Origin of the sequence: Aromatoleum diolicum, assembly GCF_012910955.1 — a bacterium.
Taxonomy (GTDB): domain Bacteria; phylum Pseudomonadota; class Gammaproteobacteria; order Burkholderiales; family Rhodocyclaceae; genus Aromatoleum; species Aromatoleum diolicum.
Genome location: NZ_WTVQ01000025.1, coordinates 25168 through 38464 on the forward strand (window position 1 = coordinate 25168; position 13297 = coordinate 38464).

Below are 13297 nucleotides of genomic sequence, written 5' to 3' on the forward strand. Positions count from 1 at the left end.
GACGACATGTTCAATCCATCCCGCGATCAGGTCCGCACCTTCTTCATCGAAAGCTGGCGCAAGTACCGCGCGAAGGAAGTACTCACGCCGCTGGAACACATCGCTTCCGATCTCATCCTGCTGCACCCGGAGTACCAGACTTTGCTGGAGGACCCGGATTCGGTCACGCGCGACTTTTCCCCCGACGAAGGCCAGATCAATCCTTTCCTGCATCTGTCGCTTCACCTTGCGATCGAGGAGCAGCTCTCGATCGACCAACCGCCGGGCCTGCGCGCGGCGTTCGAGGCCTGTCAGAACCGCCATGGCAATCGTCACGATGCCCTGCATGACGTGCTCGAGTGCCTTGGCGAGACCATGTTCGACGCGCAGCGCAACCGGGCACAGCCGGACGGCGCGGCCTACGTGAGCCGCGTCCTCCGACGCGCACGCTGAACGGACGGACCTGACAGCCTGCGCCGATGCGCGGGCGAGATGCAGCTCAACTCGCATTGCATTTCCAGACAAGGCTACAATGACAAAGTCACGATTGCCATCTCAGGCACATGAGCTGATCGGGGAAATCGATGCAAGCGCCACCCGTTCCACCCGACGAAGCGCAACGCCTCGCGGCACTGCGCTCGCTTGAACTGCTCGATACGCCGGCCGAGGAGCGCTTCGACCGGATTACCCGCATCGCACAACGGCTGTTCAACGTCCCGATTACGCTGATCAGCCTGATCGACAGCGAACGCCAGTGGTTCAAGTCCCGACAGGGCGTAGATGTCAGCGAAACTTCGCGTGAAATCTCGTTTTGCGGGCACGCAATCCTTGGCGACGACATTTTCGAGATTCCGGACGCCCTCAACGACCCCCGCTTTGCCGACAACCCGCTGGTCACCGGCCCGCCGGACCTGCGTTTTTATGCCGCAGCCCCACTGACCGGACCGGAGGGCTACCGCGTCGGCACGCTATGCCTGATCGACCGCAGCCCGCGACACCTAGACGCCGACCAGCGTCAGCTGCTGCGCGATCTCGGCGAACAGGTGAAGGCAGAATTCGGGCGCACGCGGCTCCAGGAGGCTATCGACGCGCTGCGCACGCATGAAGCACGCATGCGCGCGATCTTCAATACCGCGACCGACGGCATCATCACAATTGCCGAAAACGGCATGATCGAATCTTTCAACCCGGCGGCTACCGGCATATTCGGTTACGCCCCCGCGGAGGTGATCGGACGCAATGTATCCCTCCTCATGCCTGAACCGCATTGCAGTGAACACGACGGCTATATCACGCGTTTTCTGACGACGCGCGAGCCGCACGTGATCGGTACGCGACTGGAAATGACCGGCCGCCACAAGGCGGGCACGAGTTTCCCGATGGAGCTGTCGGTCAGCGAAACCGTTGTGGGTGGTCGGCGCTTCTTCACCGGCATTATTCGTGACATCACCGCACGCAAGCAGGCGGAGCGCATCAAGAAGGAATTCATCTCGACGATCAGCCACGAGCTGCGCACGCCACTGACGTCGATTCGCGGGTCACTCGGATTGATCGCAGGCGGGATTGCCGGTCCGCTGCCAGACCAGGCGACCAAACTCATCGATGTGGCACATCGCAACAGCGAACGACTGGTGCGTTTGATCAATGACATCCTGGACATCGACAAGATCGAATCCGGCAAGATGCAGTTGGATCTGCAAACCCAGCCGCTGCTCCCCCTGGTTCATCACGCCATCGAAGCCAATCGCGCATACGCGCGTGAATTCCAGGTCGGAATCACGCTAGTCAGCAGCGAAACTGAGGCCCTGGTGCGTGTCGACGCGGATCGCCTTAACCAGGCAATCACCAATCTGCTGTCCAACGCGGCCAAATTCTCCCCCGCCGACACGGATATCCAGGTTTCCGTCGAGCACCACAGCGGGGTGCTCCGGATATCGGTCGCAGACCGTGGCCCGGGGGTTCCGGAGCAGTTTCGCGATCGCATCTTCGAGAAATTCTCTCAGGCCGACGCCTCCGATACCCGGCAGAAAGGCGGCACCGGCCTGGGCCTGGCCATTACGAAATCGTTGATCGAAGCCATGGGGGGGCGAATCGGCTACGACAGCGCAGCCCCGGGCACGACCTTCTGGTTCGAATTGCCGGCGATTCCGCGTCCCGACGCGTCACCTGCGGACAACGCTTCAGACGCGCCACGCATCCTCATCTGCGAGGACGATCCGGACGTTGCCTTATTGATCCGCTACATGCTTGAGCATGACGGCTATCGCACGGACATCGCATGCGACGCGGAGCAGGCGCGCGAGATGCTGAGCTCTACCCACTATGACGCGATGACGCTCGATATCGCACTGCCCGGCCAGGACGGCATCACACTCATTCGCCAATTGCGCAGCGACGTCGAATCACGCAGTTTGCCGATCATCGTCGTCTCGGCCCTGGCGCAGGAAGGCAGATCGCTCTTGGGGGGCGGCATGGCGGTGGCCGACTGGCTGGAGAAACCGATCGATCGGCAACACTTGCTTGCCGCAGTGCGCGACCGTGTGGCTGACAACGCCCCATCCCCAAAGGCCGAGAAGCGGCAACGCATCCTGCACATCGAGGACGATCCCGACGTGCATCGCTTCATTTCCGCCCTCGCGACCGAACTCGCCGACTTCGATCACGCACCGGACCTGGACAGCGCCCGCCGTTACCTCGCGGCCCATGCCTACGATCTGATCATTCTGGATCTCAACCTGCCAGACGGCTCCGGCTGGGAGCTTCTTCCGCTGATTTCGCTGCAGGCTTCGCGTCCACGCGTGGTGGTGTTCTCCGCCAGTGACGTGTCACGACAGCATGCTCAGCATTTTGCAGCCTGCCTGGTCAAGTCGAGCACCGACAATCCAACCCTGCTCGCAACACTGAGAGCACAGATCGCACCCCACCCGACACCAGAGGATCACCAATGAAACGCGACGGTCTGAAAAATATCCTCTATGTCGAAGACGAACCTGACATTCGTTTGATCGCCACGATGGCGCTGGAGTCCCTGGGGGGGTTCACACTCGAAGTGTGCGAGTCCGGGGTGGAAGCACTTGCCAAGGCCACAGCATTCGGCCCTGACCTTTTGCTGCTCGACGTCATGATGCCCGGCATGGACGGGCCGACGACGCTACAGGCCTTGCGCAAGTTGCCGGGGCTCGACACGGTGCCTGCAGTATTCATGACCGCCAAGGTGCAACCGCAGGAGATTGCGGAATACCATAGGCTCGGCGCACTCGACGTCATTGCCAAACCCTTCGACCCGATGACGCTGGCGGCAGCGGTCGAAGCGATCTGGCAGCGTTCGGTACGGGAGTAGCCTGCGTGTCGAAGGAGCGTCTGGCCGCCCAGATGGCCATGCTGCAGCTGAGCTTTCTCGATCAGCTGCCCGATCGCATACGGCAGTTGGAGGAAGCGCTCGCACACATCGATTGTGATGACGGCGCGGCGAAAGCGGCTCGCGTGCTGGTTCATAGCCTGGCCGGAGCCGGCGCGACCTTCGGTTGCCCGGACGTCAGCGAAGCCGCCCGCAGGCTGGAAACTTCACTGTTTCCGCCCGGCAGCGCCAGCGCGCATTTCGATCCCGGCAGTCGGGAACGCATACCGGAGTTACTCTGCACCCTGAAGCTCGCTGCACGCGCGGCGCGCTCCCCGCGTGACTGACATCTCCAGCAAACGTGCTGGCGCCCCTATTCCGCACACTTCCGAGGAACCCTGAGCATGGATGCCCTGCCCGAACTGCGGATACTGCTGGTCGAGGATGATCCGCTGCAAAGCGCGAAAACCGTCGCATTCCTCGAAAGTCTCGGCCAGAAGGTTCTGGTCGCGGAGGATGGCGACAAAGCGGTCGAGCATTTTGACAGCGACAGGCCCGACCTTGTGTTGATGGATGTGGTACTTCCCGGCATCGATGGTTTCGAAGCCACCCGCAGGATCAAGCAGATGAGCACGGATCGCTGGGTACCGGTGATTTATCTGACGATACTGGGCAGCTCCAGCAATTTGGTCGAAGGCCTCCACGCGGGGGGGGACGATTACCTGGTAAAGCCGATCGAACTGGAGATTCTTGAAGCGAAGCTGCGCTCGGTGATGCGCACGCTGAGCCTTTATCGCGCCTTGAAGGACTCGCGCGACGAACTGGCGAGCATGAATGCCGCGCTGCTGCGTGCCAATCGCGAACTCGAGACCTTTACCTATGCCGTGGCGCATGACCTGAAATCGCCGCTGCGTGCAATCAATGGCTACAGCAGCCTGTTCGCAAGCACACAGGCCGCCACGCTTACTGATGAAGGTCACGACTATCTGACGAAAATCGTCCACGGCACGGAGCAGATGGGCGAGCTTATCGACGACCTGCTCGAATACTCGCGGCTCGAACGCGGCGCAGTGCATTTTGAACGTATCGACGTGCAGCACCAGGCCGAGGCTCTCGTGGATGAGTTTCGCGACGAGATCGAACGCCACGGCGCGCACATCGACGTCGCAGCACACTGTCGCGAAATCACGGCAGATCGCAACGGATTGACGCTGATCCTGCGAAATCTTCTGGGGAACGCCCTGAAATTCTCCGCCAATTCGACCCCACCCCATATTGAAATCGGGTGTATCAGCGAGAATGGCACACACCGAATCTGGGTCCGCGACAACGGCATCGGCTTCGACATGCGGCACCACGACCGGATCTTCGACATCTTTCAGCGACTGCACCGCAGCGAAGATTACCCGGGCACCGGCATCGGCCTGGCCATCGTGCGCAAGGCTGCGCAGCGCATGGGTGGCCGCTGCTGGGGTATCAGCGAACCGGACAAGGGCGCGACTTTCTATGTCGAATGGCCGATTGCAGACGACCCTCATCCCGCGGAGCAGCAAGCCCTATAATCGGTGCTCGCCAACCAGAGGATTTCCCCGATGCGCTTCGAAGGTTCACAGGACTACGTCGCGACCCCCGATCTGATGCTGGCGGTCAACGCCGCAATCAAGCTGCAACGCCCACTTCTGATCAAGGGCGAACCCGGCACCGGCAAGACCATGCTTGCCGAAGAGGTCGCTACAGCATTGGGACTGCCGCTGCTGCAATGGCACATCAAGTCCACCACCAAGGCCCAACAGGGCTTGTACGAATACGATGCAGTATCACGGCTGCGTGATTCGCAGCTCGGCGATGACCGCGTCAAGGACATCGCCAATTACATCGTCAAGGGTGTGCTGTGGCAGGCATTCGAGTCCGAAGGCCCGTGCGTGGTGCTGATCGACGAGGTCGACAAGGCGGACATCGAATTCCCCAACGATCTGCTGCGCGAACTTGACCGCATGGAGTTCCACGTCTACGAGACGCGCAAGACCATCCAGGCGCGACATCGCCCGATCGTGTTCATCACGTCCAACAACGAGAAGGAGCTGCCCGACGCCTTCCTGCGTCGTTGCTTCTTCCATTACATCCGCTTTCCCGATCGCGACACGATGCAGCAGATCGTGGACGTGCATTTCCCCAACCTGAAAAAGGATCTGCTGCGCGAGGCGCTGGAAGTGTTCTTTGGTTTGCGTGACGTCCCCGGCCTGAAGAAAAAGCCTTCCACTTCGGAACTCATCGACTGGCTCAAACTGCTGGTTGCCGAGGACATCCCGCCGGAAGCGCTGCGCACGCAGGATCAGCGCGCCGTCATGCCACCGCTGGCCGGCGCCCTGCTGAAAAACGAGCAGGATCTGCATCTGTTCGAGCGCCTGGTGTTCATGGCACGTAACAACCGCTGAGTGCCGGGGCAGTAGCGATGTTCGGACGGATCGTTTCCGCCCTCAGGGATGCATTCTCGGGCTCGAGTGAAGTGAAGCAAGCCGAAGAGCGCCGGCACTTCGAGACGCTGGAGCGTCACGCGCCGGTCCGACGGGCTGACTCGGCGGCGGAGCAGATTGGCAGCGACAGCGACAGCGACAGCGACAGCGATGCAAGCAGCTTCCTGTGCCGCGAAGCGGTGCTGGGCTGCGATCAGCGTGTTGCCGGTTACCAGTTCATGCTGCATGAAGGCACACGCAACCGCATTCGTACGCGTAGCCGGCGCATTCATCATGTCTACGCCGAAGTCCTGGTCCGAAATATCGCCCAGGCGGATATCGGGCGCCTGCTGGGGCATCGCACGGCATTTCTGGATATTCCGGATTCCTTCCTCGAGCACACCGTCGTCCTCGATCTGCCGCCAGGCAACACCGCCCTCGTCATCAGCACTCTGGACGAGGATGGCGCCCCGGCATCGAGCGATCTGCTGGTGACGGTTCAGCGGATGCGCGCCGCCGGCTACCGAATCGGCCTGCGCGCGACGGACCTGATCGGCGAGCGTGCCCTGTTGTTGCCCCACGCGGATTTTGTCACGCTGCAAGCCGCTGCGGCGGACCCGGCGCAGCTCAAGACGCTCGTCGAACGCATCCAGACATCCGGCTTGCCCGCAACGCTGATCGCGCGCGATCTACCCAGCCAGGACGACTTCCAGCTTTGCCGCACGCTTGGCGCGACCCTGTTCCAGGGTCCGTTCATCACCAGCCGCGAGGACTGGCGCGGCAACCGCCTGGGGCCCAATAGCGCGCGTCTGGCAGAACTCATCGCCCGTATGCGCCGTGACGCCGATACCGGCGAACTGGTCGAATTGCTCAAACAGGATGCGGCCCTGTCGCTGCGGCTGATGCGCTACATCAACTCGGCGGCGATGGGACGGCATCAGGACGTCGTGTCGATCGAACGCGCCTTGCTGCAGCTGGGGCGCGACAAGCTGTACCGCTGGCTGATGCTGCTCCTCTACGGCGCCGACAAGGGCGCGGCGCGCTCCGCCGCGATGCTCGAAAATGCGCTGATACGCGCGCGCCTGATGGAGCTGCTCGGCGAGGAACGACCTGCAGCCGAACGTGAAGCACTCTATCTCGTCGGCCTGCTATCACTCGCCGATGTGGTTCTGCAGGTACCGATGACGGAGGCGATGGCCTCACTTGCGACTGCGCCGGAGATCGAAACCGCCGTGCTCCACGGCGAAGGTCCGCTGGCTGAGTTTTTGCAGCTTGCCATCGCGTGCGAGAGTGGCGATTCGGACGCGCTACAAGTCGCCGCCGAACACTGCGGCATCAGCCCTGCGCTGGCAAGCCGTCGCCACCTCGAAGCGTTCGCCTGGGCACTCGAAATCAACGGCTAACGAGCCATCGGAACGGGCACGAACATGCTTATCGACTTCTTTCTGCACCTCAAGGCAAACAAGTTGCCGGTGTCGACACGCGAATTCCTGACCCTGCTGGAAGGCCTGCGGACTGGCGTGTGCGGACACGCCATCGACGAGTTCTACTTCTATGCGCGCACCTGCCTCGTCAAGGACGAATCGCGTTACGACCGCTTCGACCAAGCCTTCGGCACCTATTTCAAGGGGGTCACCGAGATTCCGGGGTTGGAAGCGGAACTGCCGGAGGAGTGGCTGCGGGCGATGATGAAGAAGCATCTGTCTCCCGACGAAAAGGCAAAGCTCGAAAAGCTCGGCTGGGACAAGCTGATGGAGGAATTCCGCAAGCGTCTCGAAGAGCAGAAAGGCCGCCACCAGGGCGGCTCGAAGTGGATCGGTACGGGCGGCAAGTCACCGTTCGGCAACAGCGGCTATCACCCGGAAGGCATCCGCGTGGGCGGCGAGTCCGCGGGCAACCGCACGGCGATCAAGGTGTGGGACAAACGCGAGTACCGCAATCTGGACGATTCGGTGGAACTCGGCACACGCAACATCAAGATCGCGCTGCGGCGCCTGCGTCGTTTTGCGCGTGACGGCGCGGCGGACGAGCTGGATCTCGACGGTACCATTGCAGCAACGGCGCGCAACGCCGGTTGGCTGGATCTACTGATGCGTCCGGAACGGCACAACGCGGTGAAAGTGCTACTGTTCCTGGACGTCGGCGGCTCGATGGACGACCACGTCAAAGCCTGCGAAGAGCTGTTCTCGGCCTGCCGGGCAGAGTTCAAGCACCTTGAACATTTTTACTTCCACAACTGCGTGTACGAAGGGGTCTGGCGCGACAGCCGCCGTCGCCATGCAGAGACCATCCCGATCCTGGATCTGATCCACAAGTACGGTTCCGACTACAAGTTGATCTTTGTCGGCGATGCGACGATGAGCCCGTACGAGATCCTGCATCAACATGGATCGATCGAGCACATGAACAGCGAACCTGGCGCCACCTGGCTGCGCCGCCTGCTCGACGCCTGGCCCGCGGCAGCCTGGCTGAACCCGGAACCCGAAAGGCTGTGGGCCTACCGCCAGTCGATCGAGATCGTCAATCGCATCATGGGTGAACGCATGTACCCGATGACACTCGACGGACTCGAACGGGCAATGCGTCAGCTTTCGAAGAAGACCTGAGCCACGCGAACAGCCCGTGTGCCGCCGCTCTTGATGTGCCGGACATGCGTTCCGGGCGGAACGCACGCCCGGAACGCTCGGCGCTTGTCGCTACTCGGTGAAGGGCAAAGGCTGCATGCCGAAGCCTTCGTCCAGATCCTTGATCTGCTGCAGTAGCTCGTCCAGCTCGCCCTGCAGGCGCCACAGCTTTTCCTCATCCAGCAGACGCAGGGCCTCCGGCAACACGCCGCGCGCGGGCGATGGCGCGCGCGCCAGCAAATCGCGCCCGGCCTCCGTCAACGACAGACGCACTACGCGCTGGTCGACGCTGGTGCGCTCCTTGGACACGAGTCCGCTCGATTCGAGCTTGTCGATCATGTTCGATGCGGTCGACTGATGCAGCGCCATACGCTTTGCGAGCTCGCCGACACGCAGCCCCGGCTCCTCGAACAATTCCTGCAGCGCCCACAACTGCGCGCCAGTCACACCACTTTGCCGCTCGATCCACTGCGAATGACGCTGTGCCGTGCGAATCAGCACCCGGAACCGCTGCAACACCGATAGCGGCGACACGAGTGACGGGGACCTTCGTTCGGACGATTTGCTCACGGAAGAAGCGCTCGCTTGCGGCATAAATAAAAATTCCACTATTTTTAAACAAATATTTGTCGAAACCATTAATCGGTTTTTCACTATCGCGTATCGTATCGGAAAGTAACTACTTTCCCTCAAAGAATACAGCCCGCACAGGCTGACTCGCCGGGGTTCCGCTCACACTTTCAAGCTCATCGTGCAGTCCTCCCCACCCCCTTCACCGCGGACGGGGTCCGCTCGGCCCTTCCGCCAATTCGCACGCGGTAGTCGCCGCTATACCATCCCCTGGCTGTCGGTCGGCCGCTGGCGCAAGCGCGTGCTGCTGGTAGGTGCGGCGCTGCTGGCCGGCCTGATCGCCATCGTCTTCGCGATCGGAGCGGAACTCGCCATAGAAGCTCACGCTCACCTGATCGGTGTCTCGCCGTGGCTCACTTTGCTGATCGCGCCCGCGGGCTTCGCGGCGATGGCGTGGGTGGCGCAACGCTATTTCCCCGGGACCCAGGGCAGCGGCATTCCGCAGGCGATCGCCGCGTCGCACAGCGATGATCCGCGCGTCCGCGGCAAACTGCTGTCGCTGCGCATCGCCTTCGCAAAGGTCGGCCTGACGCTCGGCGGCCTGCTTTCGGGCGGTTCGATTGGCCGCGAAGGACCATCGGTGCAGATCGGCGCGTCGGTGATGCACACGCTCGCGGGACGCCGTTTCGGTCGCATCGCGTCAAGTCGCAACCTGATCGTCGCCGGCAGTGGCGCCGGCGTCGCGGCGGCCTTCAACACTCCGCTCGGCGGCATCATGTTCTCCATTGAGGAGATGTGCCGCCGCCATGCTTTCCGCGCCAACAGCACGACGCTGACGGTGGTGATTTTCGCGGGTCTGATGTCGCTCGCCGTGCTGGGCAACTACACCTATTTCGGTCGCACGCCGGCGGCACTGGCGTGGCCCGCGGGTATCTGGCCGGTGCTGATGTGCGGTGCGCTTGGCGGTTTGCTCGGCGGCGCGTTCAGCCGGGTGCTGATCGCCTCATCACGCGGCCTGCCGGGCCGCATCGGCATCCTCGCGAGCGAACGCCCGGTGCTGTTTGCCGCAGTCTGCGGACTCGGCACCGCCATCATCGGTCTGGCTAGCGGCGGCCTGACCTACGGCACCGGTTACACCGAATCGAAGGCGGCGCTGGAGGGGACGACGCAATTGCCGTTCTACTTTTTTCTCGCCAAATTGCTGGTGATCTGGCTTGCCTTCGTCAGTCGCATCCCCGGCGGCGTATTTGCACCGGCGCTCGCAGTCGGCACGGGCGTCGGCGACATCGTTGCGCAAATGCTGCCGGGGGAAAACGATGCGGCGATTCTGGTATTGGGGATGGTCGCCTTCCTCTCCGCAATGACGCAGAGCCCCATCACCTCCTTCGTCATCGTCATGGAAATGACCGCCAACCACGAGATGCTGCTGCCCTTGATGACCGCATCCGTGATCGCTCACGGCTTCTCGAAATCGGTTTCACCGCTGGCCTTGTACGACGCCTTGGCAGCCCCGACGCTGCGACGCGCAGAGGCGCAGGTGCGGGCCGAAGGGGTACCGCGGATTAGCCACGGTCCCGCCGCCGGGTTGTAAACGCAAAACCGCCCGCGATTCGGGGCGGGCGGTTTGGCTTCAGAACCAGCGTATGCGCAAGACGCCTCAGGCGCCGCTCATCGCCATCATCAGCTGGTTGATACGCTTGACGAAAGTCGCCGGGTCGTCGAGCGTACCGCCTTCGGCGAGCAGGGCCTGGTCGAACAGCACCGCGGCCCAGTCGTCGAACTGGCGCTCCTCGTACTTCAGGCGCATCACCGCGGGGTGCTGCGGATTGATCTCGAGAATCGGCTTCGACACGGGCGCCTGCTGGCCGGCAGACTTCAGGATGCGCGCCAGGTTCATGCCCATGTCGTGCTCATCGGCAACCAGGCAGGCCGGCGAATCGGTCAGGCGGTGGGTGACGCGCACTTCCTTGACGCGCTCGCCCAGGCTCGCCTTCATTTTCTCGAGCAGTTCCTTGTATTCGTCGGCGGCTTTCTCGGCTTCCTGCTTCTCCGCTTCGTCTTCGAGCTTGCCGAGATCGAGGCCGCCCTTGGCGACCGAGGCGAGCTGCTTGCCATCGAACTCCGGCAGATTGCCGATGACCCACTCATCGACGCGGTCGGTGAGCAGCAACACTTCGATGCCTTTCTTGCGGAAGATCTCGAGGTGCGGACTGTTCTTCGCCGCGTTGAAGGTTTCGGCGGTGACGTAGTAGATCTTGTCCTGGCCTTCCTTCATGCGACCGATGTAGTCGGCGAGCGACACCGTTTCGTCCGGCGTGTCGGCGTGGGTCGAGGCGAAGCGCAACAAGCCGGCGATCTTGTCCTTGTTGGCGAAGTCTTCGCCGACACCTTCCTTCAGCACCTTGCCGAATTCCTTCCAGAAGGTCGCGTATTTCTCCTTCTCGGCGGCGTCTTCGCTCGTCGCGAGGTCTTCGAGCAGGCCCAGAACCTTTTTCGTGCAGCCGGCGCGGATCGTGTCGATGTCCTTGCTTTCCTGCAGGATCTCGCGCGACACGTTGAGCGGCAGATCGCTGGAATCGACGACGCCGCGCACGAAGCGCAGGTAGGTCGGCATCAGCTTCTCGGCGTCGTCCATGATGAAGACGCGCTTCACGTACAGCTTGATGCCGTGACGAGCGTTGCGGTCCCACATGTCGAACGGCGCATGCGAGGGGACGTAGAGCAGCTGGGTGTATTCGTGGCGGCCTTCGACGCGCGCGTGCGACCACGCCAGCGGCTCGTCGAAGTCATGGCCGACGTGCTTGTAGAAGCCCTTGTACTCGTCTTCGGTGATGTCGTTCTTCGAGCGCGTCCACAGCGCGTTGGCCTGGTTGACGGTCTCATCCTCGGCGGTGACGACCTGCTCGTTCTTATCCTTGTCCCACTCTTCCTTCTTCATCAGGATGGGCTGGACGATGTGGTCGGAGTACTTGCGGATCAGGCCACGCAGCTTCCAGCCGGACAGCAGGTCTTCCTGGCCGTCGCGCAGGTGCAGCGTGATCTCGGTGCCGCGCCCGGCCTTGTCGATTGCTTCGACCGTGTATTCGCCGGCAGCGTCGCCGGTCATCGCGCATTCCCACTTCACGCCGTCGCTTGCCGGCAGCCCGGCGCGGCGCGTCACGACAGTCACCTTGTCGGCAACGATGAACGCCGAGTAGAAGCCGACACCGAACTGGCCAATCAGGTGTGCGTCCTTTTTCTGGTCGCCGGTGAGCTGCGAGAAGAATTCCTTGGTGCCGGACTTGGCGATCGTGCCGAGGTGTGCGATGACTTCGTCGCGGCTCATGCCGATTCCGTTGTCGGAGACGGTAACCGTCTTTGCAGTGGCATCGAAACCGATGCGGATCGCGAGATCACCCTCGCCTTCGAACAGTTCGGACTTGTCCAGCGCCTCGAAGCGCAGCTTGTCGCAGGCGTCCGACGCATTGGAAATCAGCTCGCGCAGGAAAATCTCGCGATTCGAATACAGCGAGTGGATCATCAGGTGAAGCAGCTGCTTCACCTCGGCCTGGAAATTGAGGGTCTGAGCGCCTGCGGCGTGCTCGGTGGTCATGGGTAGAACTCCGTGTGCTGAGGAACGCGCCGCAGATGGGTACGCCCTCATGGAATTTCAAGCCCCCCGCATGTCATTGCACGTAACGTACTTCCACGACCTCGATCTCGCGCGCTCCGGCCGGGCTCATGAAACGCACCACATCGCCTTCACGCGCCTTCAGCAATGCGCGCGCCAGCGGCGAGATCCAGCTGATGCGACCCGCGCTGGCATCGGCTTCATCGACGCCGACAATCTGCCAGGTCTGCTCGCCGCCCCCCGCCTCGTCGTCGATATCGACGATGGTCACCGTTGCGCCGAAGAACACCTGGTCGATACCCTGTTGCCTTTCGGGATCGACGACGTCGGCAGATTCGATGCGCTTGATCAGGAAACGGATGCGTCGGTCGATCTCGCGCAGGCGCTTCTTGCCATAGATGTAGTCGCCGTTTTCCGAGCGGTCGCCGTTGGACGCAGCCCAAGCGACAGTCTCGACCATTTTCGGCCGCTCCACACGCACCAGCTGATCGAGCTCAACGCGGAGTATGTCGTAACCGCGGCGCGTCATGTAGTTCTTGCTACCGGGCGGCAGGCGCGCCGCTGCCGGGACGTCGTCGTCTTCGTCCGGGTTATCGCCTTCCTTCACAAATGCCTTGTTCACGGTTCTTGCCCAATAGTCAGGAAATGGGGTCTGTTACGGGTTGCAACGCTGCGTGCCCGCGCGCGCCCGTTCCTTCATGATAATCGAGCGTAGTCGTCCGCG

At 62.2% G+C, this 13297-nt stretch carries 12 protein-coding genes; 9 read left to right on the plus strand and 3 right to left on the minus strand.

The features are described from left to right. Positions 1 to 6 precede the first annotated feature (6 nt). The 8 genes from GPA25_RS14860 to GPA25_RS14895 all read left to right on the plus strand — a co-directional run bounded on the left by GPA25_RS14860 (position 7) and on the right by GPA25_RS14895 (position 8375). Positions 7 to 432 (plus strand): DUF1841 family protein, encoded by a 426-nt coding sequence (locus GPA25_RS14860; protein ID WP_169261198.1) that lies wholly within the window; start codon positions 7 to 9, stop codon positions 430 to 432. A 131-nt stretch (positions 433 to 563) separates the two neighbouring features. Further along, positions 564 to 2927: a response regulator gene (locus GPA25_RS14865; RefSeq protein ID WP_169261199.1), complete on the plus strand. Its 2364-nt coding sequence runs from the start codon at positions 564 to 566 to the stop codon at positions 2925 to 2927. Beyond that, the gene (locus GPA25_RS14870) at positions 2924 to 3319 is read left to right on the plus strand and encodes a response regulator (protein ID WP_169261200.1); all 396 of its coding nucleotides are present in this window, start codon (positions 2924 to 2926) and stop codon (positions 3317 to 3319) included. The genes GPA25_RS14865 and GPA25_RS14870 overlap by 4 nt, the downstream gene beginning before the upstream one ends. Before the next feature lie 5 nt (positions 3320 to 3324). Then, positions 3325 to 3663 (plus strand): Hpt domain-containing protein, encoded by a 339-nt coding sequence (locus GPA25_RS14875; RefSeq protein WP_169261201.1) that lies wholly within the window; start codon positions 3325 to 3327, stop codon positions 3661 to 3663. Positions 3664 to 3720: 57 nt separating this feature from the next. After that, complete coding sequence (locus tag GPA25_RS14880) at positions 3721 to 4878, plus strand: sensor histidine kinase (protein WP_169261202.1); 1158 nt, start codon at positions 3721 to 3723, stop codon at positions 4876 to 4878. A 30-nt stretch (positions 4879 to 4908) separates the two neighbouring features. Next, positions 4909 to 5751 carry an AAA family ATPase gene (locus tag GPA25_RS14885; protein ID WP_169261203.1) on the plus strand — a complete coding sequence of 281 codons (843 nt, stop codon included), beginning with the start codon at positions 4909 to 4911 and terminating at the stop codon, positions 5749 to 5751. A 17-nt stretch (positions 5752 to 5768) separates the two neighbouring features. Beyond that, positions 5769 to 7172 (plus strand): EAL and HDOD domain-containing protein, encoded by a 1404-nt coding sequence (locus tag GPA25_RS14890; protein WP_169261204.1) that lies wholly within the window; start codon positions 5769 to 5771, stop codon positions 7170 to 7172. 24 nt (positions 7173 to 7196) lie between these two features. Beyond that, a complete protein-coding gene (locus GPA25_RS14895; protein WP_169261205.1) occupies positions 7197 to 8375 on the plus strand; it encodes a vWA domain-containing protein in 1179 nt (392 codons plus the stop codon). Between the two features lie 90 nt (positions 8376 to 8465). On the opposite strand, the gene GPA25_RS14900 is transcribed toward GPA25_RS14895, so the two are convergent. Then, positions 8466 to 8987, minus strand: coding sequence for a MarR family winged helix-turn-helix transcriptional regulator (locus GPA25_RS14900; protein ID WP_169261228.1), 522 nt, complete (start codon positions 8985 to 8987; stop codon positions 8466 to 8468). 277 nt (positions 8988 to 9264) lie between these two features. Between GPA25_RS14900 and GPA25_RS14905 the strand changes: the two genes are divergently transcribed. Continuing rightward, complete coding sequence (locus GPA25_RS14905) at positions 9265 to 10554, plus strand: chloride channel protein (RefSeq protein WP_343034943.1); 1290 nt, start codon at positions 9265 to 9267, stop codon at positions 10552 to 10554. A 66-nt stretch (positions 10555 to 10620) separates the two neighbouring features. Here the strand turns inward: GPA25_RS14905 and htpG are convergent, their stop codons facing one another. Then, complete coding sequence (gene htpG / locus GPA25_RS14910) at positions 10621 to 12555, minus strand: molecular chaperone HtpG (protein ID WP_169261206.1); 1935 nt, start codon at positions 12553 to 12555, stop codon at positions 10621 to 10623. 73 nt (positions 12556 to 12628) lie between these two features. Further along, complete coding sequence (gene greB, locus GPA25_RS14915; RefSeq protein ID WP_169261207.1) at positions 12629 to 13195, minus strand: transcription elongation factor GreB; 567 nt, start codon at positions 13193 to 13195, stop codon at positions 12629 to 12631. Positions 13196 to 13297: the final 102 nt, after the last annotated feature.

Bases quoted from the DNA above. Each gene is read 5' to 3' on its own strand.
- GPA25_RS14860 (WP_169261198.1), top strand. From the start codon at position 7: ATGTTCAATCCATCCCGCGATCAGGTCCGCACCTTCTTCATCGAAAGC.
- GPA25_RS14865 (WP_169261199.1), top strand. From the start codon at position 564: ATGCAAGCGCCACCCGTTCCACCCGACGAAGCGCAACGCCTCGCGGCA.
- GPA25_RS14870 (WP_169261200.1), top strand. From the start codon at position 2,924: ATGAAACGCGACGGTCTGAAAAATATCCTCTATGTCGAAGACGAACCT.
- GPA25_RS14880 (WP_169261202.1), top strand. From the start codon at position 3,721: ATGGATGCCCTGCCCGAACTGCGGATACTGCTGGTCGAGGATGATCCG.
- GPA25_RS14885 (WP_169261203.1), top strand. From the start codon at position 4,909: ATGCGCTTCGAAGGTTCACAGGACTACGTCGCGACCCCCGATCTGATG.
- GPA25_RS14890 (WP_169261204.1), top strand. From the start codon at position 5,769: ATGTTCGGACGGATCGTTTCCGCCCTCAGGGATGCATTCTCGGGCTCG.
- GPA25_RS14895 (WP_169261205.1), top strand. From the start codon at position 7,197: ATGCTTATCGACTTCTTTCTGCACCTCAAGGCAAACAAGTTGCCGGTG.
- GPA25_RS14900 (WP_169261228.1), bottom strand. From the start codon at position 8,987: ATGCCGCAAGCGAGCGCTTCTTCCGTGAGCAAATCGTCCGAACGAAGG.
- htpG (WP_169261206.1), bottom strand. From the start codon at position 12,555: ATGACCACCGAGCACGCCGCAGGCGCTCAGACCCTCAATTTCCAGGCC.